At 65.7% G+C, this 22427-nt stretch carries 16 protein-coding genes; 7 read left to right on the forward strand and 9 right to left on the reverse strand.

Annotation, left to right across the window (positions count from 1 at the left end):
• Positions 1 to 90: 90 nt before the first annotated feature.
• The 9 genes from ACODS1_RS09740 to ACODS1_RS09780 form a co-directional block, all read right to left on the reverse strand.
• Positions 91 to 1380: an NCS2 family permease gene (locus tag ACODS1_RS09740; RefSeq protein WP_489085497.1), complete on the reverse strand. Its 1290-nt coding sequence runs from the start codon at positions 1378 to 1380 to the stop codon at positions 91 to 93.
• 210 nt (positions 1381 to 1590) lie between these two features.
• The gene (gene ada, locus ACODS1_RS09745; protein ID WP_489085498.1) at positions 1591 to 2613 is read right to left on the reverse strand and encodes a bifunctional DNA-binding transcriptional regulator/O6-methylguanine-DNA methyltransferase Ada; all 1023 of its coding nucleotides are present in this window, start codon (positions 2611 to 2613) and stop codon (positions 1591 to 1593) included.
• Positions 2614 to 2882: 269 nt separating this feature from the next.
• The gene (locus ACODS1_RS09750) at positions 2883 to 3851 is read right to left on the reverse strand and encodes a peptide ABC transporter ATP-binding protein (protein WP_489085499.1); all 969 of its coding nucleotides are present in this window, start codon (positions 3849 to 3851) and stop codon (positions 2883 to 2885) included.
• Positions 3851 to 4807, reverse strand: coding sequence for an ABC transporter ATP-binding protein (locus ACODS1_RS09755; RefSeq protein ID WP_489085500.1), 957 nt, complete (start codon positions 4805 to 4807; stop codon positions 3851 to 3853). The genes ACODS1_RS09750 and ACODS1_RS09755 overlap by 1 nt, the downstream gene beginning before the upstream one ends.
• A 10-nt stretch (positions 4808 to 4817) precedes the next feature.
• Complete coding sequence (locus ACODS1_RS09760) at positions 4818 to 5720, reverse strand: ABC transporter permease subunit (RefSeq protein WP_489085501.1); 903 nt, start codon at positions 5718 to 5720, stop codon at positions 4818 to 4820.
• A 117-nt stretch (positions 5721 to 5837) separates the two neighbouring features.
• The gene (locus tag ACODS1_RS09765) at positions 5838 to 6848 is read right to left on the reverse strand and encodes an ABC transporter permease subunit (protein ID WP_322980535.1); all 1011 of its coding nucleotides are present in this window, start codon (positions 6846 to 6848) and stop codon (positions 5838 to 5840) included.
• A 184-nt stretch (positions 6849 to 7032) separates the two neighbouring features.
• Entirely contained in the window at positions 7033 to 8631 is a 1599-nt protein-coding gene (locus ACODS1_RS09770; RefSeq protein ID WP_489085502.1) for an ABC transporter substrate-binding protein, read from the reverse strand.
• Between the two features lie 54 nt (positions 8632 to 8685).
• On the reverse strand, positions 8686 to 10284 hold the full coding sequence (locus ACODS1_RS09775) for an ABC transporter substrate-binding protein (protein ID WP_489085503.1): 1599 nt from the start codon (positions 10282 to 10284) through the stop codon (positions 8686 to 8688).
• 221 nt (positions 10285 to 10505) lie between these two features.
• Positions 10506 to 11219, reverse strand: coding sequence for an SIMPL domain-containing protein (locus ACODS1_RS09780; RefSeq protein ID WP_489085504.1), 714 nt, complete (start codon positions 11217 to 11219; stop codon positions 10506 to 10508).
• Positions 11220 to 11439: 220 nt separating this feature from the next.
• On the opposite strand from ACODS1_RS09780, the gene ACODS1_RS09785 reads away from it, so the two are divergent.
• The 7 genes from ACODS1_RS09785 to ACODS1_RS09815 all read left to right on the forward strand — a co-directional run bounded on the left by ACODS1_RS09785 (position 11440) and on the right by ACODS1_RS09815 (position 22425).
• The gene (locus ACODS1_RS09785; RefSeq protein ID WP_489085505.1) at positions 11440 to 12693 is read left to right on the forward strand and encodes an ATP-binding protein; all 1254 of its coding nucleotides are present in this window, start codon (positions 11440 to 11442) and stop codon (positions 12691 to 12693) included.
• A 15-nt stretch (positions 12694 to 12708) separates the two neighbouring features.
• Positions 12709 to 13269, forward strand: a complete 561-nt coding sequence (locus tag ACODS1_RS09790) for a response regulator transcription factor (RefSeq protein ID WP_489085506.1) — start codon at positions 12709 to 12711, stop codon at positions 13267 to 13269.
• Between the two features lie 322 nt (positions 13270 to 13591).
• Positions 13592 to 14533, forward strand: a complete 942-nt coding sequence (locus ACODS1_RS09795; RefSeq protein ID WP_489085507.1) for an AEC family transporter — start codon at positions 13592 to 13594, stop codon at positions 14531 to 14533.
• Positions 14534 to 14662: 129 nt separating this feature from the next.
• Positions 14663 to 15451 carry a YfaP family protein gene (locus ACODS1_RS09800; RefSeq protein WP_489085508.1) on the forward strand — a complete coding sequence of 263 codons (789 nt, stop codon included), beginning with the start codon at positions 14663 to 14665 and terminating at the stop codon, positions 15449 to 15451.
• Positions 15452 to 15467: 16 nt separating this feature from the next.
• Positions 15468 to 17228, forward strand: a complete 1761-nt coding sequence (locus tag ACODS1_RS09805) for a DUF2138 domain-containing protein (protein ID WP_489085509.1) — start codon at positions 15468 to 15470, stop codon at positions 17226 to 17228.
• Positions 17198 to 17860, forward strand: a complete 663-nt coding sequence (locus tag ACODS1_RS09810) for a DUF1175 domain-containing protein (protein ID WP_489085510.1) — start codon at positions 17198 to 17200, stop codon at positions 17858 to 17860. The genes ACODS1_RS09805 and ACODS1_RS09810 overlap by 31 nt, the downstream gene beginning before the upstream one ends.
• 11 nt (positions 17861 to 17871) lie before the next feature.
• The gene (locus ACODS1_RS09815; protein WP_489085511.1) at positions 17872 to 22425 is read left to right on the forward strand and encodes an alpha-2-macroglobulin family protein; all 4554 of its coding nucleotides are present in this window, start codon (positions 17872 to 17874) and stop codon (positions 22423 to 22425) included.
• The last annotated feature ends 2 nt before the right edge of the window (positions 22426 to 22427 follow it).

Consider the following 22427-nt stretch of genomic DNA (forward strand, 5'->3'; position numbering starts at 1 on the left):
CATCCGGGTGCCTTGTGCTCAAGAGCGACTTGAGCAAAAACAAAATACAAGGGTGAGCTGTAGGGTGGGCTTCAGCCCACCTGCGAACGCTTAGAACAGCGCCAGCTTGATCACGCAGAAGATGGCCAGCGCCACTAGCATGCCGTTCAGCTCGCGGAAGCGGCCGGCCAGGGTCTTGGCGGCGACCCAGGTGATGAAGCCAAAGGCGATGCCGGTGGCGATGGAGTAGGTCAGCGGCATGGCCAGCGCGGTGACGACGACGGGGGCGGCGACGGTGATGTCGTCCCACTCGATCTCGGCCATGCCCGAAGCCATCAGTACGGCGACGAACAGCAGCGCCGGGGCGGTGGCGAAGGCCGGTACGCTGCCGGCCAGCGGAGCGAAGAACAGGGCGAGGAGGAACAGCACGGCGGTGACGATGGCAGTCAGGCCGGTGCGCCCGCCAGCGCTGACGCCGGCGGCCGACTCGATGTAGCTGGTGGTGGTGCTGGTGCCCAGCAGCGAGCCGCCGAGTGCAGCGGTGCTGTCGGCGATCAGCGCGCGGCCCATCTTCGGCAGGTGGCCGTCCTTGCGCATCAGGCCGGCTTTCTTGGCTACGGCGATCAGGGTGCCGGAGTTGTCGAACAGGTCGACGAAGAGGAAAGCGAAGATCACGCTGACCAGGCCCACGTCGAGCGCACCGGCGATGTCCAGTTGCAGGAAGGTTGGGGCCAGCGACGGCGGCATCGATACCACGCCGCCGAACTGGCTGACGCCGAGCAGGATGCTCAGACCGGTGACCACCAGGATACTGATCAGCACCGCGCCGGTCACGCGCAGCGCTTCCAGGCCGATGATCAGGAAGAAGCCGAGGATCGCCAGGATCGCCTGCGGACTGGCCAGGTTGCCGAGGCCGACCATGGTCGCCGGGTTGGCGGCGACGATGCCGGCGTTCTGCAGGGCGATCAGCGCCAGGAACAGGCCGATACCGGCGGCAATGGCCGAGCGCAGCTCCAGCGGGATGCTGTTGATGATCCATTCACGGATCTTGAAGATCGACAGCAGGAAGAACAGGCACGCCGAGAGGAACACCGCGCCGAGGGCGACCTGCCAGGTATGGCCCATGCCCAGCACCACGGTGTAGGTGAAGAAGGCGTTGAGGCCCATGCCTGGCGCCAGGGCGATCGGGTAGTTGGCGATCAGACCCATGACCACGGAGCCGAAAGCCGCCGCCAGGCAGGTGGCGACGAATACCGCGCCCTTGTCCATGCCGGTCTCGCCGAGGATGCTCGGGTTGACGAAGAGGATGTAGGCCATGGTCAGGAAGGTGGTGACCCCGGCCAGTATCTCGGTACGCACGTTGGTGTTGTGGGCTTGGAGTTGGAACAGTCTTTCCAGCATGTGGGGCTCCCCGGTGCGCGAGCGCGCGGCAATGGTCAGAGTCCAAGCAAAGCACATCCACCAGAATGCGCCTCGAACAGGCTTGGTTCCGCGAAAGCCGCGCATCATAGCAGCAAGATTTTTCCCGGTGAATTTATGACTGGACGGACAGCTTCCTACCTGTGAGTCGCGGCTTTGCGCCGTCTGCAATCCACTACGGGTGAGCGCTGATCAGGCGCCTTCCTGCTCCAGCAATTGCCGCTTGCGCAGCAATCCCCAGCGGTAGCCGCCGGGGCTGCCGTCGCTGGCCACCACGCGATGACAAGGCAGCAGCAAGCCGATGGCATTGCTGGCGCAGGCCCGGGCCACGGCGCGTGGGTGGCTATCGAGTTGCTTGGCCAGTTCGCCGTAGCTGCGCGTTTCACCGCTGGGGATGCGTTGCAGAGCCTTCCAGACCCGCTGCTGGAAGGCCGTGCCGCGAATATCCAGGGGCAGATGGGCGGCGCGCTCGGGTTCTTCGAGTTGCGCCAGTACCTGTTGCAGCCAGGCGTGCAGGCCCTGGTCGTCCCGCTGCAGATGGGCGGCGGCGAAGCGCTGTTGCAACTCGCTTTGCAAGGCTTCGGCGTCGTCACCGAAGAGCAGGGCACAGACGCCCTTGGCGCTGCTGGCAATCAGTACCAGGCCCAGCGGGCAGGGAGCGATGGCGTAGCGCAGATGTTCGCCAGCGCCGTGCTGACGGCGCTGGCGTGGGCTCATAGCCTGCGGTTTTTCGTACAGGGCGCGGGTGCCGGAGTAGCCGGCCGCCAGGGCGGCCTGCAGCACGCTGGACGCGCCTGGCAATTGCGCATCGAGATGCTTGCGCCGCTCGGCGGCGGCCCAGGCGTTGGGTGTAAGGCCGGTGCGCGCCTTGAAGGCGCGGGCCAGGTGCGACGGCGACAGGCCGATGCGCGCGGCCAGTTGCGTCAGGCTCAGGCGTTGTTCGCCGCGCAGCAGCTCACAGGCGGCCGCGACCAGCGCATCGAGCTGCTGCGCCGGGCTCTGGCCCTGTGGCGAGCAGCGCTTGCACGGGCGGAAACCTGCGGCCTCGGCGCTGCTGGCGTCGGGGTGGAAGCTGACGTTGTCGCGCCGTGGCCGCCGCGCCGGGCAGTTCGGCCGGCAGTAGATGCCGGTGCTGTGCACGGCGAAAACGAAGCGACCGTCCTGCGCTGCATCACGTTCGCAAACGGCCTGCCAGCAGCGATCCGGGTCGAGCATGGCGCGCGCTCCATTCAATGACGATGGCCGGATTGTCCTGCGTGCATCGCCGGCTGCCAATCCGCATCGCGCTTTCAAACCGAATCGGGGCGTGAGCGGTAGGAGGGGCTTTAGCCGCGAGCTGTTTGTCGCGGCTAAAGCCCCTCCCACGGGTTCGTGCTGTGCAGGTCGATTAGAGATTCTCGCGCTGAAACCGCTGCCAACGCTGGGTAGGAGCGGCTTCAGCCGCGAAAAGGGCAGGCACCGCACCGCGCATCAATACTCACCTGTCAGGCAATCCGCTCCACATGATGGCAGGCCACCTGCCGCGCATCGATCAAGCGCAGCTCGGGGCGTTCGCCACGGCAACGCACGTCTGCATGTGGGCAGCGCTTGTGGAAGGCGCAGCCGGACGGTGGGTTCAGCGGGTTGGGCAATTCACCGCTGATCTTCATCCGCGGCTTGGCCGGATCAGGGTGAATCGTCGGCGTCGCCGAGAGCAGGGCGCGGGTGTAAGGGTGCAGTGGCCGACTGTAGAGCGCTTCGGCTGGGCCGATTTCCGCCGGGCGACCGAGGTACATCACCAGCACGTCGTCGGCGACGTGACGCACCACCGAGAGGTTGTGCGAGATGAACACGTAGCCGGTGTCGAACTGCTCCTGCAGATCCATGAACAGGTTGAGCACCTGCGCCTGGATCGACACGTCCAGCGCCGAGGTCGGTTCGTCCGCCACCAGCACCTTGGGTTGCAGCATCATAGCGCGGGCCAAGGCGATGCGCTGGCGCTGGCCGCCGGAGAACATGTGCGGGTAGCGCTGGTAATGCTCGGGGCGCAGGCCGACCTGCTGCATCATCGCCTGCACCTTGTCGCGGCGCTCGCTGCGCGACAGGTCGGTGTTGATCAGCAGCGGTTCGGCCAGTTGATCACCGATCTTTTGCCGCGGGTTGAGCGAGGCATAGGGGTTCTGGAACACCATCTGCACGTCGCGACGCAACTGCCTGCGCTCGGCCTTGCTGGCGCCGGCCACTTCGCGCCCGGCGATCTGCAGGGAGCCGGCGCTGGGCTCTTCGATCAGGGTCAGGGCGCGGGCCAGGGTCGACTTGCCACAGCCGGACTCGCCAACCACCGCCAGGGTCTTGCCGGCCTGCAGGCTGAAGGACACGCCGTTGAGGGCCTGCACCGTGGCTGCCGGTTGGAACAGGCCGCGCGACACATTGTAGTGACGCGTCAGCTCATGGGCTTCGAGTACGGTGCTCATCAGGCCACCTCCAGCGGGAAGAAGCAGCGCGCGGCGCCACGGGCATGTTCGTCCAGGGTCGGACGTTGTTGGTGGCAGCGCTCCTGCACGTAGGGGCAGCGTGGTGACAGCAGGCAACCCAGCGGGCGGTCATAGCGACCAGGCACGATGCCCGGCAGGGTGGCCAGGCGGCTGGCGCCTGCGCTGTGCTCGGGGATCGCCTTGAGCAGCGCCTCGGTATAGGGGTGACTGGGGGCGTCGAACAGCGTCGGGATGTGCCCCAACTCCACCGCTTGCCCGGCGTACATCACGCAGACACGCTGGGCGGTTTCGGCGACCACGGCCAGATCGTGGGTGATCAGCACCAGAGCCATCCCTTCATCGCGTTGCAGGTTCAGCAGCAGTTCCATGATCTGCGCCTGGATGGTCACATCCAGCGCCGTGGTCGGCTCGTCGGCGATCAGCAGCTTGGGTTCGGCGGCGATGGCCATGGCGATGGCCACGCGCTGGCTCATGCCCCCGGAAAGCTGGTGCGGGTAGGCGTCCAGGCGGCTGGCGGCGCCGGGTATTTCCACCCGTTCCAAGAGCTCCAGGGCACGGGCGCGCGCTGCCTTGCCCTTCAAACCGAGGTGCTGACGGAGCACTTCCTCGATCTGGAAGCCCACGGTGTAGCTGGGGTTGAGGGCGGTCATCGGATCCTGGAAGACCATGGCCAGATCCTTGCCCACGATATGTCGGCGCTGGCGGCCCTTGAGGCGCAGCATGTCGGTGCCGTCGAACTGCATGCAGTCGGCCTGGACGATGCCGGGGGCGTCGATCAGGCCCATCAGCGCCATCATGGTCACCGACTTGCCGGAGCCGGACTCGCCGACGATGGCCAGCACTTCGCCCTGCTCGACGCTGAGGTCAAGGCCATCGACCACCGGCATGGCGGGGCCAAAGCGGACGGAGAGATTGCGGATATTCAGCAGGCTCATTCCGGGCTCCTCACTGCGCATTCTTCAGTTTCGGGTCGAGCGCATCACGCAGGCCGTCACCCATCAGGTTGATCGCCAGCACGCTCAGCAGAATCGCCAGGCCGGGCAGGCTCACCACCCACCAGGCGCGTTCGATGTAGTCACGCGCCGAGGCCAGCATGGTGCCCCACTCGGGCGTCGGCGGCTGCACGCCGAGGCCGAGAAAGCCTAGCGCGGCGGCATCGAGAATCGCCGAGGAGAAGCTCAGCGTGGCCTGCACGATCAGCGGCGCCATGCAGTTGGGCAGCACGGTGACGAACATCAGCCGTGGCAGCCCGGCGCCGGCCAACTGCGCGGCGGTGACGTAGTCGCGGTTCAGCTCGCTCATCACGGCTGCGCGGGTCAGGCGCACGTAGGACGGCAGCGAGACGATGGCGATGGCGAAGATGGTGTTGATCAGCCCAGGGCCGAGGATGGCGACGATGGCTACTGCCAGCAGCAGCGAGGGCAGGGCCAGCATGATGTCCATCAGGCGCATGACGCTGGGGCCGAGCAGGCGCGGGAAGAACCCGGCGACCAGGCCCAGGAGGATGCCGGGGATCAGCGACATCAGCACCGAGGCCAGGCCGATCAACAGCGACAGGCGTGCGCCATGGATCAGCCGTGAGAGCAGGTCGCGGCCCAGTTCGTCGGTGCCGAGTAGGAACTGCCACTGGCCACCCTCCAGCCAAACCGGCGGGGTGAGCAGGAAGTCGCGGTATTGTTCGCTGGGATCGTGCGGCGCGACCCAGGGCGCGAACAGTGCGCAGAACACCAGCAGGATCATGAAGGCCAGGCCGCCGAGGGCGCCTTTGTTGTGGGCGAAGGCTTGCCAGAACTCCTTCAACGGCGAAGGGTAGAGCAGGCTCTGGTCGAGCGTGGTGGCGGTGGTCATGGGCGCACCTCCCGTAGGGTGGACGACGCTTCACCCGTCCACCGTTGTCTTTGCTGGGTGGATGAAAAGAGCGTCATCCACCCTACGTAATCGCTATGTTCGTGCATGGCGATGTCCTTACTTCTGATGACGAATGCGTGGGTTGGCCAGGCCATAAAGGATGTCCACGATGAAGTTGACCAGGATCACCAGGCAGGCAATCAGCAGGATGCCGTTCTGCACCACCGGGTAGTCGCGGGCGCCGATGGCTTCGATCAGCCATTTGCCGATGCCGGGCCAGGAGAAGATGGTTTCGGTCAGCACCGCGCCGGCCAGCAGGGCGCCGACCTGCAGGCCGAACACCGTCAGTACCGGGATCAGTGCATTGCGCAGGGCGTGCACGAACACCACGCGTGTCGGCGACAGGCCCTTGGCCCGCGCCGTGCGCACGTAGTCCTCGCGCAGCACTTCGAGCATGGCCGAGCGGGTCATCCGGGCGATCACCGCCAGCGGGATGGTGCCCAGCACGATGGCAGGCAGGATCAGATGGCGCAGGGCGTCGACGAAGGCGCCTGGCTCATCGCTGAGCAGGGTGTCGATCAGCATGAAACCGGTGACCGGCGGGATGTCGTAGAGCAGGTCGATGCGTCCGGACACCGGCGTCCAGCCCAGGCCGACCGAGAAGAACATGATCAGCAACAGGCCCCACCAGAAGATCGGCATGGAGTAGCCGGTGAGGGCGATGCTCATCACGCCGTGGTCGAGCAGCGAGCCGCGCTTGAGCGCCGCGACCACCCCGGCAATCAGCCCCAGGGTGCCGGCGAACAGCAGGGCGGCCAGGGCCAGTTCGACGGTGGCCGGGAACAGGGTGAGGAACTCGCTCCACACACTTTCGCGCGAGCGCAGCGATTCGCCCAGGTTGCCCTGAGCGAGTTGGCCGATGTAGTCGAAGTACTGCTGGTACAGCGGCTTGTTCAGACCCAGGCGCTCCATGGCCTGGGCGTGCATTTCCGGGTCGACGCGGCGTTCGCCCATCATCACTTCCACCGGGTCGCCGGGGATCAGGCGAATCAGCGCGAAGGTCAGCAGGGTGACGCCGAAGAAGGTGGGGATCAGCAGCCCCAGGCGTCTGGCGATGAATGACAGCATCAGGCGTTTTTACTCCATGACGGTATGTACTCACCGGACTGCATGGCCCGGTGTCGTTTTGGATAGTGCGTAGCCCGGATGCAATCCGGGGCATTCGCGGAGTGACAGGTGCCTTGTGGGAGGCGCTTCATCGGCGACAGGTTCGCGGCTAAAGCCCCTCCCACAAAAGCATGGCGCGGACGGCTCACGGCAGCTTCACACGGGCAAAGTTGTTCGAGCCCAGCGGGCTGAGCACGAAGCCCTCGACGCCTTTGCGCAGCGCAACGAACTGCTTCGGGTGAGCCAGGGCGATCCACGGCGCCTGCTCATGGAAGATCGCCAGGGCCTGCCGGTACAACGCAGCGCGTTTGTTCTGCTCGGGCTCCTGGCGGGCCTGGGTGATCAGCGCATCGAAGGCCTTGTCGCACCAGCCCGCCTGGTTCTCCCCGCTTTCGGCAGCGGCGCAGGAGAGGTTGGGCGTGAGGAAGTTGTCCGGATCGCCGTTGTCGCCAGCCCAGCCCATGAACACCAGGTCGTGCTCGCCATTCTTGGCGCGCTTGATCAGCTCGCCCCATTCGAACACACGGATGTCACTTTGAATGCCGATGGCGGCAAGGTCGGCCTGCAGCATCTGCGCGCCGATCCCCGGATTGGGATTGGTCGGCCCGCCGCCGGGGCGGGTCCAGATCGACAGCTTGAAGCCGTCGGCGTGACCGGCTTCGGCCAGCAACTGGCGAGCGCGTTCGGGATCGTGCGGCCAATCCTTCAGCGTCGCGTCATGGCCCCACAGAGTGGCCGGATAGGGCGCCACGGCCGGCGTGGCATTGCCTTCGCCGAACTGCGCACGAATGTAGGCGGCCTTATCGAAGGCCAGGTTCAGCGCCTGGCGCACGCGCACGTCGTCCAGCGGTGGGTGACGGGTGTTGATGCCGATATAGGCGGTCAGCAGCGAATCCAGCTCCAGCACCTGCAGCCTGGGGTCGGCCTTGAGCGCCGGGATATCCACCGGGCGGGGGAACAGGGTGATCTGGCAGTCACCGGCCTTGAGCCGTTGCTGACGCACGTTGGGCTCGGGGGTGATGGCCAGCACCAGGCGCTTGATCGCCGGTGCGCCGTTCCAGTAATCGGGGTTGCCGCGAAAGCGCACCTGGGCGTCCTTGGCATAACGCTCGAAGATGAACGGCCCGGTGCCGATGGGTTCGTTGTTCAGCCGCTCCGGAGTGCCGGCCGCGAGCAGGTGATCGGCGTATTCGGCCGAATAGATGGAGGCGAAACCCATGGCCATGTTGGCCAGGAAGGGCGCCTCCGGGTGTTTGAGGACGAAGCGCACGTGGTGCTCGTCGAGCTTTTCCACGCGTTCGATCAACTGCGCCAGGCCCATGGCCTCGGCATACGGGAAGCCGCGCAGCGACAGCCTGTGCCAGGGCTGATTAGGGTCGAGCTGTCGCTGGAAGCTCCACAGCACGTCGTCGGCGTTGAATTCGCGAGTGGGCGTGAAGCTCTTGTTGGCGTGGAACTTCACCCCCTTGCGCAGGGTGAAGGTGTAGACCAGGCCGTCATCGCTGATGTCCCAGCTTTGCGCCAGTGCCGGCACGATCTGCGTGCTGCCGGGGGCGAAGTCCACCAGGCGCTCGAACAGGGTTTCGGCGCTGGCATCGGCCGTTGTCGCTGCGGTGTATTGGACGATGTCGAAACCTTCCGGGCTGGCTTCGCTGCACACCACCAGGTCGTCTGCGGCCTGCGCGTGCACGCTCAGCATCACGGCCAGCAACAGGCCGCCGCGTAGAAAAGGCATGGGAAACATGGGTAACTCCTGACCAGGGTAGAAGCGGCGTGTCCGTGGACACGCCGCCTGCCATCACTTGGCGATACCTACACCATAGAAGGAGTTCAGCGCGAAGGGGCTGATGCGGAAGTCCTGCACTTCCTTGCGCATCGGCTGGTACACGGTGGAGTGCGCCAGCGGGGTGATCGGCACCTCACGCTTGAGGATCACCTGCGCCTGCTTGTACAGCTCGGTGCGCTTGTCGACGTCGGTGGTGCGCTTGGCAGCCTTGACCAGCTTGTCGTAGTCCTCGAAGCACCACTTGGAGAAGTTGTTGCCGTCGACCGCATCGCAGCCGTAGAGGGTGCCGAGCCAGTTGTCCGGGTCACCGTTGTCGCCGCTCCAGCCGATCAGCATGGCGTCATGCTCGCCGGCCTTGGCACGCTTGAGGTACTCGCCCCACTCGTAGCTGACGATGCGCGCCTTGATGCCGATCTTGGCCCAGTCGGCCTGCAGCATCTCGGCGATCTGCTTGGCGTTGGGGTTGTAAGGGCGCTGCACCGGCATGGCCCACAGGGTGATCTCGGTACCTTCCTTGACGCCGGCCTGCTTGAGCAGGGCCTTGGCTTTCTCCGGGTCGAAGGCCGGATCCTTGATGTCCTCGTTATACGACCACTGGGTCGGCGGCATGCCGTTGACGGCGAGCTGGCCGGTCTTCTGGTACACCGCATCGAGGATCGCCTGCTTGTTCACCGCCATGTCCAGCGCCTGGCGCACTTCCAGCTTGTCGAACGGCGGGTGAGTGACGTTGTAGGCGATGTAGCCGACGTTGAAACCGGCCTGCTCGGGCATTAGCAGGTTGGCCTCCTTCTGCAGCGACTCGACGTCTGCCGGGCGCGGATTCAGGGTGACGTGGCATTCGCCGGCCTTGAGTTTCTGCATGCGCACCGAGGCGTCGGTGTTGATGGCGAAGATCAGGTTGTCGATCTTCACGTCATCGGGCTTCCAGTAGTCCTTGTTGCCCTTGTAACGGATCACCGCGTCCTTCTGGTAACGGCTGAACACGAAGGGGCCGGTGCCGATCGGCTTCTGGTTGATGTCGGCGGCCTTGCCGGCCTTGAGCAACTGGTTGGCGTACTCGGCGGACTGGATCGAGGCGAAGCTCATCGCCAGGTTCTGGATGAAGGCGGCGTCCACGGCATTGAGGGTGAAACGCACGGTCATGTCATCGAGCTTCTCCACCTTGGCGATGTTGCTGTCCATGCCCATGTCGGTGAAGTAGGGGAACTCGGTGGGGTACGCCTTGCGGAACGGATGATCCTTGTCGAGCATGCGCTCGAAGGTGAACAGCACGTCGTCGGCGTTGAAGGTGCGGCTGGGCGTGAAGTACTCGGTGGTGTGGAACTTCACCCCGGGGCGCAGCTTGAAGGTGTAGACCAGGCCGTCATCGGAGACCGTCCAGCTTTCGGCCAGGCCGGGCTCGACCTTGGTGCCGCCGCGCTCGAACTGGGTCAGACGGTTGAAGATGGTCTCCGCTGCCGCGTCGAAATCGGTGCCGGTGGTATACAGGCCGGGGTCGAAACCGGCGGGGCTGCCTTCGGAGCAGAACACCAGGTTGGCGGCGCTGGCGAAGGGGGCGCTGGCGATCAGCCCAGCGGTGAACAATGCCTGGATCAGGGCGTTCTTGCGCATCTTGACCTCATCGTTGTTGTGCTTGTTGGCGAGGAACCCCTTTTGAGGGCCTCCTGGCAAGCTATGCAGGGCATGTGCCCGAGGCAAGTGGCTTGTTGCGTTCAACGCGGGTTGTGTGACGACTTTGTACGCTCGTGTCGCATTTATGAAATTTGCCGGGGAAAACATGGCAAAGCGCCGTTATCTGCCTTGAACGGCGCTGCCTGATGCTGGGGCGTGGCTCAGGGCATCTGCACTTCGATGACGCCATCGGCCGTCACCGTCACCTGGCTGGTGCCGGCTTCGATCTGTGGCGTGGGCGCTGCGTCCATCATTTCCATGCTCTTGGCGGCGTAGGCGCGCATCGCCATCGGCGGCTGGAAACCGCCGGTGCTGAGGCTCAGGTTGACCAGCTTGTAACCGCTGCCGCCAAGGGCTTCGGTGGCCAGCTGCGCGCGTGCCTTGAAGGCGTTGACTGCATCCTTGAGCATGGCGTCCTCGCGGGTCTTGCGGGTATCGCTGGCGATGCTGAAGTCCATGCCGGCCATCTTCATCGATTGCAGCAGCTCACCGGTGAGTGTGGACAGACGGGCGAAGTCGGCGCTTTCCAGGCGCACCTCGGCGCGCTCGCGCCAGGCAGTGATCTTCTGGCCCTTGTCGTCGTAGACCGGGTAGCTGTTGCGGCTGCCCAGCTTGACCGTTACATCCTTGGCCTGGCGCGCCTGCTCCAGGGTCTTGTTGAGGGTGGTGGTGATCTCGGCGGCCAGCTTGGCCGGATCGCTGTGCTGCGACTCGGTGTAGAGGGTGACGTGCATCAGGTCGTGGGCGACCTCCTGGTTCACTTCGGCACGCAGGGCGATCTGGTTGTAGCGCGGCTCATCGGCAAACAGGGCGGTGCTGGCCAGGCTGGCGGCTGTCATGGCCAGGGCGGTGGCGAGGCGGGTCAGATTGCGCATGGGTCGTTCCTTTTTCAGTGGCCGGATGGCCGTTTCCCGAGGGTAGACGAAGGGGATGGATGAATGGGGTTAAGCGGTACGCATTATTTTGCTCATGGGCTTTGATATCGGATCGTTCCAGGAAAATCGAAGAGCCTCTGTCTTTCGTGCGTCCGGTTGCCGCAGCGGCGGAAGGCCGCGACTGGCTTGGTTATACTCGGCGCCAACCAATGGAGTCGCCATGCTCGAACCCGTTCAGCTACTGTCCGCCAGCCGCCAGAACCTCTGGCGCCTGACCCTCATCCGTATTCTCGTGCTTGCCGCCCAGGCCGGTTCGGTCGGCCTCGCCTACAAATCGGGCGTGTTGCCGCTGCCCTGGCTGCAGCTGTCGGTGACGCTGGGCGTCTCCCTGCTGCTATGCCTGATCACGGCGCTGCGCCTGCGCGGCCCCTGGCCGGTCACCGAGGTGGAGTACGCGGCGCAACTGGCCTGCGACCTGATCATTCACAGCGTGCTGCTGTACTACTCGGGCGGTTCGGCCAACCCCTTCGTCTCCTATTACCTGGTGCCACTGACCATCGCCGCGGCGACCCTGCCGTGGATGTTCACCATCGCGCTTTCCGGCCTGGCGCTGGCCGGTTACACCCTGCTGCTGGTGTGGACGCACCCGATGGTGCTGCCGGCGGCGCGCGAGAGCCTGCTGATCTATGGCATGTGGCTGAGCTTCGCCCTGGCGGCCGCGTTGATCACCTTCTTCGTCGCCAAGATGGCCGAGGAACTGCGCCGTCAGGACGAGCTGCGCGCCGAGCGCCGTGAGGAGAGCCTGCGTGACCAGCAACTGCTGGCCGTGGCCACCCAGGCCGCCGGCGCCGCCCACGAGCTGGGTACGCCGCTGGGCACCATGAGCGTGCTGCTCAAGGAACTGCGCCAGGAATACCGCGACAAGCCGGCCCTGCAGGACGACCTGGCGCTGCTGCAGGAACAGGTCAAACTGTGCAAGTTCACCCTGCAACAGCTGGTGCGCGCCGCCGAGAACGACCGCCGTCAGGCCGTGGTGGAACAGTCCTGCGTCGAGTGGCTGGAAACCACGCTCAATCGCTGGCACCTGATGCGCCCCGAGGCCAGCTATCGCTACCAGTGCCTCGGTCGGGGTACGCCGCCGAGCCTGATGCCGCCGGCCGATCTCACCCAGGCGCTGCTCAACCTGCTCAACAACGCCGCCGATGCTTGCCCGGACAAACTCGACATCCGTCTCGACTGGGATCATCAGTGGCTGCGCCTGAGCATCCGCGACCACGGCGTGGGCGTACCGCTGGCCATCGCCGAACAACTGGGCCGGCCCTTCTTCACCACCAAGGGCAAGGGCTTCGGTCTCGGCCTCTTCCTCAGCCAGGCCAGCGTGACCCGTGCCGGTGGTACGGTTAAGTTGTATAACCACGAGGAAGGCGGCACCCTCACCGAATTGAAGTTGCCGCGTACTTACGGCGTGGCCTGATTAGGAAAACCAAGCATGAGCGAAGAATCCCTGTTCGAAGGCGAAGAGCATCCGCACCTGCTGTTGGTGGATGACGACCCCACCTTCACCCGTGTGATGGCGCGCGCCATGAGCCGTCGTGGCCTGCGTGTGTCCACCGCCTCCAGCGCCGAAGAAGGCCTGGCCCTGGCCAAGGAAGACCTGCCGGACTACGCCGTGGTCGACTTGAAGATGGAAGGTGACTCCGGCCTGGTGCTGCTGCCCAAGCTGCTGGAGCTGGATGCGGAAATGCGTGTGGTGATCCTCACCGGTTACTCCAGCATCGCCACCGCCGTGGAAGCCATCAAGCGCGGCGCTGCCAACTACCTGTGCAAGCCGGCCGACGCCGACGACGTGCTCACTGCACTGCTTTCCGAGCACGCCGACCTCGACAGCCTGGTGCCGGAAAACCCGATGTCGGTGGATCGCCTGCAGTGGGAACACATCCAGCGCGTGCTGGCCGAGCATGAAGGCAATATCTCCGCCACTGCCCGCGCCCTGGGCATGCATCGCCGCACCCTGCAGCGCAAATTGCAGAAGCGCCCGGTACGGCGCTGAGTGTAGGCACGTGTAGGGTGGGCTTTAGCCCGCCAGCGAAGGGCGTATTCGGCTTTGGCTTCCTGCGTCGCTGGCGGGCGTCTTGGGCGTGAATCGTGGTACCGATCTCGGCATGGCCCGGCGGGCTGTAAGCAGAGCCCTACGCGGATCGCGCTTTTCGTAGGAGCGGCTTCAGCCGCGAAGCCTTTGCTTCACCGGCCTGATAGCGGCTGAAACCCAATGCCGGTCAGCCGTTTCACGCGAGCGGCTATTGGCGCTCCATGCCCATAGCCGATAAATGCTTAGCCAGCTAACATAGGTCGTCAGACAACCCTGGTGCCCCATGTTCGCTGTCGCTGCCCAAACCCTCGCCATCACCGCGCCCGTGTTCGCCATGCTGTTCCTCGGCGTGGTGCTCAAGCGGTTGCGCTGGATCGACGGCGCCTTCATCGATACCGCATCGAGCCTGGTGTTTCGCGGCACCATGCCGACCTTGCTGTTTCTCGGTGTGGTCAAGGCCGATCTGGACAAGGCCATCCAACCCGAGCTGCTGACCTACTTCTTCCTGGCCACCGTGGCCTCGTTCTTCGTCGCCTGGGCCTGGGCGATCTGGCGGGTGCCATTCGCCGAGCGTGGCATCTACACCCAGGGCGCCTTTCGCGGCAACAACGGCATCATCGGCCTGGCCCTGGCCACCAGCCTGTATGGCGATTACGGGCTGGCCGTCGGCTCCTTGCTCGCGGCCCTGGTGATCCTTTGCTACAACGTGCTGTCTGCCGTCGTGCTGGCCATCTACACCCCCGGTGTAACGCCGAGCGTCAAGACCATCACCCTGAGCATCGTGAAGAATCCGCTGATCATCGGCGTGCTCGCGGCGGTGCCCTTCGCCTACTGGCAGATTCCATTGCCGCAGTGGCTGCTGACCTCGGCGCAATACTTCGCCCAGATGACCCTGCCGCTGGCGCTGATCTGCATTGGGGGCACGCTGAGCCTGGCCTCGCTGCGCCGTAGCAGCGGCGTGGCCATCGGCTCGAGCCTGATGAAGATGGTCTGGCTGCCGCTGTTGGCGACGCTGGGCGCCTGGCTGTGCGGCTTCCGCGAGGCGGATCTGGCGATTCTCTTCCTCTACTTCGCCTGCCCGACGGCGGCGTCCAGCTTCGTCATGGCGCGTGCCATTGGCGCCAATCATGAGCTGGCGGCGGCGATCATCGTCATCACCACCCTGGCCGCAGTGTTGAGCATCAATGCCGGCTTGCTGCTGTTGCAGTGGAGTTGTTGGATCTGATCCAGCCTGTCGCCAGAGCGCGGCAAATGTGAACGGGTGTCAAACTTCGCAAGCTTCCGGCGAGTGGTGATTGTAAGGCGATGTGTCACCCATTAGCCTTGGCACCTTCGTTCATTTAAGGGATTAAACATGAACCCCCTGCCGTGGTCGGCAAGCCTGGCGTTGTTCGCCGCGGCTGCCTGCGCAGACCCCGCCGCGAGCCTGGAAGGCCCAGCCGGTGGTTGGCGCCACGATGGCCTGTTGGAGCGCTCTTCCGATGCGCGCGTGGCCTATCCGACACCGCCGATCGACCGTGGCGGCCAGCGCGGCCGCAGCCTGATCGCCGGCAAGCTCGAGGGCACTCAGGGCCTGCGCCAGCCTTACGTGCTGGCGGTCAATGGCAATCCCCTGCCGCTGTATACCGATGACCAGGGCCGTTTCGTCCGTCCCTATAACTTCGGCGCCGGCTCCAACAGCGTCGAGGTGCGTGCCGACGGCAAGCCGCTGCGTCGCGTGCAGTTCTACGAAGCCAATCAGCTCAAGACGCCCGCTCGGGTGCGCATCGTCCTCGGCTGGGATGATCCCAAGGCCGAGCTCGACCTGCACGTGATCACCCCCGATGGCCAGCATGCCTACTGGGCCGACCCGGTGATGAGCAACGGTGGCGGCCTGGATGTGGACAGCGTCGACGGCCCCGGCCCGGAGATGTTCACCATGACCGCGCCGCTACACGGCACCTACCTGGTGTACGTCAACTACTGGGGCAACCTCAACGGCCAGGGCTACAACTTCCAGGCCGGCAGCAACCAGAACGAGGTGATCACCGCGCAGATCAGCCTGGTGTTCAACGAAAACACTCTCAACGAGCGGCGCGAGACCTTCATCGTGCCGCTGCGCACCATCGGCGAGCTGTTGCCGGTGAAAACCTTCAACTATTGAACGCGGGTTCGTACCTATGAGCGAGAACACCCCACCCGTCACGCCTGCGCCTGCCGCCACGCCCGGCCCGCGCCGCTGGCGCCCGCTGCTGCTGGCATTGGCCGTGGCCGTTCCGGCGGCGGCTGCCGGTCTGTTCTTCTGGCTGGAGCAGGGGCCGCAGGATACGCGCCCGCTGGCCGAGGCCAATCACCTGGGCCTCGATCTGACGCGGCCTGACGTGCTGATCGAAAGCGCCTCGCTGAGCCGCCTGCCCAAGGATGTGCTCAAGGTGCCGTTGCTGCGCGACACCCTCACCGAAGACCTGGTGTTCTACTACGAGAACAATGCCGACCGCCTTGGGCTGGCCGGCAGCCTGCGGCGCATCATCTACGAACACGACCTGCAACTGCGCGACGAGTTGCTAGACCAGTTGCTCGACCAGCCGGCCGAAGTGGCCTTGTGGCGTGATGCCGGCGGCCGGTTGCGGCATTTCATGCTGGTGATCCAGCGTGGCGGCCTGGCCAAGCTGCTCGAACCGCTGGCCAAGGTGGCGCTGGATGATACCCAGTTGAGCGTGGCCGGCGAGTTCGTTGTCGACGGCGCCGCCGTGCCCTTCTATCGCCTGCGCTACAACGGCGAACGGAGCATTTTCTTCGCCTCCCATGGCGATCAGTTGTTGCTGGTGTCCAGCGCCGACATGCTCTATGGCGAGCTGCCGCAGGGCGAAGAGGGCGCCACCGACGGAGAGGCCGTAGAGGCCCAGGCGCCAGTGCTGGCGCGTGTTTCGGCGCAGACGGCAGAAGCCCTGCTGGCTGGCCAGCATCCCTTCCCCGAGCACTTCGGCCTGGCCGAGCGTGGCGAACTGGGTCAGCGCATTACCCTGGGCGCGGACTTCCTCGCCCTTGGCTATCGCCGCTTCCTGCCGGCCTTCGCCGGGCTGCGCTTCGAGATGAACGAGCAGGGCTGGAGCAGCTTCCTGGCGCTGGATGACGTGGACGGCCAGAGCGCCTTCGACTTCGCTCCGGTGTGGCAGGCCATGCCCATGGGCGCCAGTGCCTGCGTGGCCCTGCCGGTGGCGCCGGGCCTGCCCGAGCGTTTGCTGACCAAGGTGGGTGCCGAGCCCGAGGCGGCGCGCGAACTGGCCGAGCAGCTCAGCGGTAGTGCCGGCCTGTGCTGGTACCCGGATTCGCGCCTGCATTCGCCCTTGCTGGTCGGCACCCTCAAGCAGACGCCTGGCGCGCAGACCGATGCCGAATTGGCCAAGCTGTTCGAGCGCGTGATCGGCGCCTGGGAGCCCAACGCCGAAGGCGGCAGTTTCCCTGTTGAGACGCGTAGCGAGGGCGAAACCCATAGCTGGCAGCGTCAGGTCGGCTCCAACTTTGGTCAGTACCCGGCAGATTTGGCGAAAGAGCCCGACGCCCTGGCTTCGCGCGGCTTCTTCCGCATCGGCCTGGCCCGGCATGGCGCGACCCTGCTGTTCTCCCTGGATGACCGCCTGCTGGAGAAGGGCCTGCAAACCCTCGACAAGCGCTTCCCGCCGCTGGCCGACGTGCTGCCGGCCAATGCCCTGGTGCCGGCCTACCTGGCGCCGGACAGCATGGCCGCGCTGCTCGAACGGGAAACCCTGGAGAGCCTGCCGGAAGACATCGAGCCGGTGTTCCGCAACGCCGCGCAGGCCAACCTGCTGCCCAAGCTGCGGGCGCTGTCCGGGCATGGCAAGTACGCCCTCAGCCTGCCGGCAGACGCCGAGGCCGACGAGGCCTGGCAATGGCTGCCGCTGCAGTGGCGTGCCCTGTGAAACGCCTGCTGCTCGGCAGCGCGCTGCTGCTCATGAGCGCGCTCGCCTGCGCCAGTGACGCCGTGCCTGGGCTCGACGCCCAGCAGTCGCAGGTGTTTCGTGCCTGGTTCGTGCGCATCGCCCAGGAGCAGTTGCGCCAGGGCCCCAGCCCGCGCTGGCACCAGCAGGACTGTGCCGGCCTGGTGCGTTTCGCCGCCAACGAAGCACTCAAGGTGCACGACGCCAAATGGCTGCGCGCCAACGGCCTGAGCAACCGCTACCTGCCGCCGGAGCTGGAGCTCAGCGAGGCCCAGCGTGGTCTGGCCCAGCAGTGGCAGCAGGGCGGCGGCCAGCTCGGTCCCTACGTCAATGCAATCAAGCTGATCCAGTTCAACAGCACCCTGGTCGGGCGCGATCTCAACCAGGCGCGCCCCGGCGATCTGATCTTCTTCGATCAGGGCGACGACCAGCACCTGATGATCTGGATGGGCCGCAACATCCTCTACCACACCGGCAGCAGTACCCCGACCGACAACGGCATGCGCTCCGTGAGCCTGCAGCAACTGATGACATGGAAGGACACCCGATGGATTCCCGATGCATCCAATCCCAATTTCGTTGGCGTCTACCGGCTGCATTTTCTCAGCCGATGAGGAGCGTATCGATGAACCTGCCTATCCGTGCCCTGCGCCAGGCCACTCTTGCCCTGCTGGCCAGCGTGCTGCCCCTGGCCGCGCAGGCCGATGACAGCGTGCAACCCAGCGGCTACTCGCCGGTGGCGGGGCAGTCGTTCTTCCTGCTGGCCGACAGCAGCTTTGCCAGCGACGAGGTGGCCAAGGTGCGCCTCGAAGCGCCGGGCCGCGATTACCGGCGCTACATGATGGAGCCCTATGGCGGCGTGGACATGCGCGTGTACCGCATCGACCAGCCGCTGGAGTTCCTCAAGCGGCAGAAGAACCTGCACCGCGTGGTGGCCGAAGGGCAATACAAGGGCGAGGGGCTGTCCAATACCCTGGCCTATCTGTGGGACAACTGGTACCGCAAGTCGCGTCGGGTGATGCAGCGGGCCTTCTCCTACGACTCGCGCGTACAGGTCACCGAGGAAGCGCCAGAGCTGAAGATGGGCGACGCGATCAAGGCGCCGACGCCGTTCGAGGCCCAGCCGCAGTACGCACCGATGAAGGGCGTGCCGCTGGTAGCGCAGTTCCGCTACCCGCTGTGGGATGCCCAGCCGATCCAGCCGCCCAAGGGCGTCGAGCTGTCCGGCTCGTCGAGCCAGTTTCTCAGCGTCAATCCGGGCAACGTCTACATCCCGCTGGGCAAGCTCAAGCCGGGCCTGTATCTGGTCGAGGCGATAGTCGGCAAGTACCGCGCCACCACCGTACTGTTCGTCTCCAATACCGTGGCGGTGAGCAAGATCGCCGGCCAGGAACTGCTGGTGTGGACGGCGCGCAAGCACGAGGGCAGCGCGGTGGCCGGTGCCCAGGTGCTGTGGACGGATGGCCTCGGCGTGATGCGCAGCGGCAGCACCGATGAAAAGGGCCTGCTGCGCCTGCAGCACGCCAGCCCGGAGCGCTCCTACCTGCTCGGCGAGGACGCCGAGGGCGGGGTGTTCGTCTCGGAAAACTTCTACTACGACAGCGAGATCTACGACACCAAGCTCTACGCCTTCACCGACCGCCCACTGTACCGGCCGGGCGACTGGGTCGAGCTGAAGATCGTCGGCCGCGAATTCACCAGCGCGCGTGACTCCAAGGCCGCCGAAACCGCCCCGATCAAGCTGGCTGTGCTCGACGCCAATGGCACCACCCTGCAGACCCTGGCCCTGAACCTGGATGCCAAGGCCGGTGCCCAGGGCCGTTTCCAGTTGCCGGACAACGCCGTGGCCGGCGGCTACGAGCTGCGCTTTGTCTACCGTGATCAGCTCTACAGCAGCGCTTTCCGCGTCGCCGACTACATCAAACCGCACTTCGAGATCGCCCTCGACCTGAGCAAGCCGGACTTCCGCACCGGCGACAAGGTCACCGGCAATCTGGTGCTGCTCTACCCGGATGGCAAGCCGGTCAAGGACGCGCGCCTGCAACTGAGCTTGCGTGCCCAGCAGTTGTCGATGATCGACAACGAACTGCAGTACCTCGGCCAGTTCCCGGTCGAACTGGCCAGCAGCGAGCTGAGCACCGATGCCAAGGGCCGCGCCGCCTTCGAGCTGCCGGCCGCGGACAAGCCCAGCCGCTACCTGCTCACCGTGTTCGCCAGCGATGGTGCGGCCTATCGGGTCAAGACCAGCAAGGAAATCCTCATCGAGCGCGGTGCGGCCCGTTATCGCCTGGAGGCGCCGCAGCGCTTCAGCGCCGTCGGCGAGGCGGTGCCGTTCAGCTACCGCAGCGAGCAGCCCACCGAACTCAAGCCGGCCAGCTACGAGTGGGTGCGCCTGGAAGACCAGAGCAAGCACAGCGCCAGCCTGAGTGAGAGCGATCAGGGTTTCAGCCTGAGCTTCGAGCATCCCGGTACTTACAACATCACCCTCAAGGACGAGCACGGCCTGATTCTCGGCGCCACCGGCCATTCGGTCAGCGGCAACGGTCTCAAGGCCGTGGCCGGCACCGTCGAGGTGGTGTTCGACCGCGACCAGTACCAGGCGGGCGATGAAGCCCTGGCGTTGATCACCTTCCCCGAGCCGGTGGCCGATGCGCTGTTGAGCCTGGAACGTGACAAGGTCGAGGCCACCGCGCTGCTCTCCAGCGGCGGCGACTGGCTGAAACTGGAGAAGCTCAACGACACCCAGTACCGCGCACGCATCCCGGTGGACGATCACTTCGCGCCCAACCTGACCTTCTCCGTGCTCTACACCAAGGGTGGCGACTACAGCTTCCAGAACGCCGGGATCAAGGTGGCCAAGGCGCAGATCGAGATTGCCGTGAGCACCGACAAGGAGCGCTACGAGCCGGGCGAGACGGTCACCGTCGACCTGGCCACGCAGTTCAAGGGCAAGCCGGCCGCCACCCGCCTGACGGTGAGCGTGGTGGACGAGATGATCTACGCCTTGCAGCCGGAGATCGCTCCAGGCATCGATCAATTCTTCTACCACCCACGGCGCAACAACGTGCGCACCAGCGCCAGCCTGTCGTTCATCAGTTATGACGTGGCCCTGCCGGGCAACGCCAGTGCGCCCGGGCGCGCCAACCGCAGTGATCGCGGGGTCAAGGTGCTGGAGCGGCCACGCCGCGAGGAAGTCGACACCGCTGCCTGGCAGCCGGATCTGCTCACCGATGCAGACGGCAAGGCGCGCTTCAGCTTCCGCATGCCCGATTCGCTGACCCGCTGGCGCATCACCGTGCGTGCGGTCGACGAGGCCGGTGAAGTGGGGCAGAAGAAGCAGTTCATTCGCTCGGAGAAGCCGCTGTACCTGAAATGGAGCGGCCCGACCCTGTTCCGCGAGGGCGACAAGCCGCAACTGGGCCTGTTCGCCTTCAACCAGGGTGAGGACGAAACCGAGGCCGAACTGCTGACCCAGGTTGGTGGCAAGGAACAGCGTCAGCGCGTGACGCTGGCGCGCGGGGCCAACTACCTGGCCTTGCCGCCGACCGCGCTGCAGGCTGGTGAGCTGAGCGCCGCGCTGGTACAGGACGGCAAACCGGTGGATGCGCTGCGCGTCGGCCTGCGTGTCGCCGGTGAAGGCTGGCAGCGCCTGCACGTGCAGAACCTCACCCTGGCGGCGGGCAGCAACCCGCTGAGCCTGCCGGCGGATGCGCGCAACGTCCGTCTGCGCCTGGGCGATGCCAACCAGATGCTGTTCCGCTCGGCACTGGATGACCTGCTGGCCTACCCCTATGGCTGCGTCGAGCAGACCGCCAGCCGACTGCTGCCGCTGAGCCTGGCTTACCCGACCCTGGCCAAGGGCGAGGCCCGTATCGGCGAGCGTCTGCGCCTGATCATGCAGAACAGCCGCCTGCGCCTGGTGCAGATGGCCGGCCCCGAGGCCACCTTCACCTGGTGGGGCGAGGGCGGTAATGCCGATGCCTTCCTCACCGCCTATGCCTATTACGCCGACTGGCATGCCAGCCGCACCCTGGCCGTCGAACTGCCGCCGGAACACTGGCAGCGTGTGCTCGACCTCTACGGCCAGCAGGCAGCGCAGGTGCCCTTGCTGCAGCGCGCGCTGATCCTCGGTTTCGCCCGCGAAATGCAGTTGCCCACCGATACCCTGCTCAAAGGCTTGCTGGAGGATCTCGGCAAGGCCGAGGAGGGCGACGACGTGGCGCTGGACGAAACCGGCGAAACCAGCCTGGTGATGGCCTACCCGGATTCGCGCCTGGGGCTGGATCTGGCCCGCGTGCTGGCCGCCGACATGGCCGGTAGCAAGATCGGCCTGCCGTCACGCTTCGCCGTCAGCCTGGCCGATGCCAGGGCGCGGGTCGCGGCCAGCCAGCAGCCGTTCGCCGAAGCCGTGCGCCTGTCCCGTGGCCCTGTCGATGCCGCAGCGATCAATGCCCTGCTGCAACGCTTGACGCCCGCCCAGGCGACCCTGGAGCGCGCCCTGGCGCTGACCTGGCTGCAGCGCCGCCTGGGCGATGCGCCGGTAGCTGCCGTGGCAGCGCCGGGGGGCGGCTGGCAAGCGCATGAAGGCAACAGCGGGGAAACCACCTGGCAATGGCAGGGCACCCAGCTGCCGAGCGCGCTGGAGCTGCCGGCCGGCGATCAGGCCCTGGCCGCCGCGCTCAGCTACGACAGCGCGGCCACGCCGCCGAGTGGCAACCTCAAGGTCAAGGTCAGCCGCCGTCTGCTGCGCCTGGTGCCGGGCGAGGAAGCCTTCAATTTCAGCGTCGAGGAAGTGGGCGACGGGCCGATCTCTGGCGACCAGTTGTATCTCGATGAAGTCACCCTGGAGAGCACCGCCGAGCAACCACGTCGCTACGGGCTGCTGGAAGTGCCGTTGCCGCCGGGTGCGGATGTCGAGCGCACCACCTGGGGCCTGCAGGTCAGCGGTCTGGATTCGCCCGAGGCACAAACGCTGGAGAAGGCCCGCCACGAGCCGGGGCAACTGCTCTATGCCGTGCCAGTGGACAGCCTGCAGGGCAAGCTGGTGCTGCGCCATCTGGTGCGCTTCTCGCAAAAAGGTGAGTTCCATCTGCCGCCTGCGCGCTACTCGCGCATGTATGACCCACAGGCGCAAGCATTCGAGCAGACGCCGGCACTGGCCGAGCTGAAGGTCGAGTGAGG

The sequence above is a fragment of the Pseudomonas sp. FG29 genome (genome assembly GCF_057809355.1).

Coding starts and splice junctions, on each gene's coding strand:
- ACODS1_RS09780 (WP_489085504.1), bottom strand. CDS start 11,219: ATGCGCAATCTGACCCGCCTCGCCACCGCCCTGGCCATGACAGCCGCC.
- ACODS1_RS09770 (WP_489085502.1), bottom strand. CDS start 8,631: ATGTTTCCCATGCCTTTTCTACGCGGCGGCCTGTTGCTGGCCGTGATG.
- ACODS1_RS09815 (WP_489085511.1), top strand. CDS start 17,872: ATGAACCTGCCTATCCGTGCCCTGCGCCAGGCCACTCTTGCCCTGCTG.
- ACODS1_RS09755 (WP_489085500.1), bottom strand. CDS start 4,807: ATGAGCCTGCTGAATATCCGCAATCTCTCCGTCCGCTTTGGCCCCGCC.
- ACODS1_RS09775 (WP_489085503.1), bottom strand. CDS start 10,284: ATGCGCAAGAACGCCCTGATCCAGGCATTGTTCACCGCTGGGCTGATC.
- ACODS1_RS09765 (WP_322980535.1), bottom strand. CDS start 6,848: ATGCTGTCATTCATCGCCAGACGCCTGGGGCTGCTGATCCCCACCTTC.
- ACODS1_RS09800 (WP_489085508.1), top strand. CDS start 14,663: ATGAACCCCCTGCCGTGGTCGGCAAGCCTGGCGTTGTTCGCCGCGGCT.
- ACODS1_RS09795 (WP_489085507.1), top strand. CDS start 13,592: ATGTTCGCTGTCGCTGCCCAAACCCTCGCCATCACCGCGCCCGTGTTC.
- ACODS1_RS09740 (WP_489085497.1), bottom strand. CDS start 1,380: ATGCTGGAAAGACTGTTCCAACTCCAAGCCCACAACACCAACGTGCGT.
- ACODS1_RS09785 (WP_489085505.1), top strand. CDS start 11,440: ATGCTCGAACCCGTTCAGCTACTGTCCGCCAGCCGCCAGAACCTCTGG.
- ada (WP_489085498.1), bottom strand. CDS start 2,613: ATGCTCGACCCGGATCGCTGCTGGCAGGCCGTTTGCGAACGTGATGCA.
- ACODS1_RS09760 (WP_489085501.1), bottom strand. CDS start 5,720: ATGACCACCGCCACCACGCTCGACCAGAGCCTGCTCTACCCTTCGCCG.
- ACODS1_RS09790 (WP_489085506.1), top strand. CDS start 12,709: ATGAGCGAAGAATCCCTGTTCGAAGGCGAAGAGCATCCGCACCTGCTG.
- ACODS1_RS09750 (WP_489085499.1), bottom strand. CDS start 3,851: ATGAGCACCGTACTCGAAGCCCATGAGCTGACGCGTCACTACAATGTG.
- ACODS1_RS09810 (WP_489085510.1), top strand. CDS start 17,198: ATGGCTGCCGCTGCAGTGGCGTGCCCTGTGAAACGCCTGCTGCTCGGC.
- ACODS1_RS09805 (WP_489085509.1), top strand. CDS start 15,468: ATGAGCGAGAACACCCCACCCGTCACGCCTGCGCCTGCCGCCACGCCC.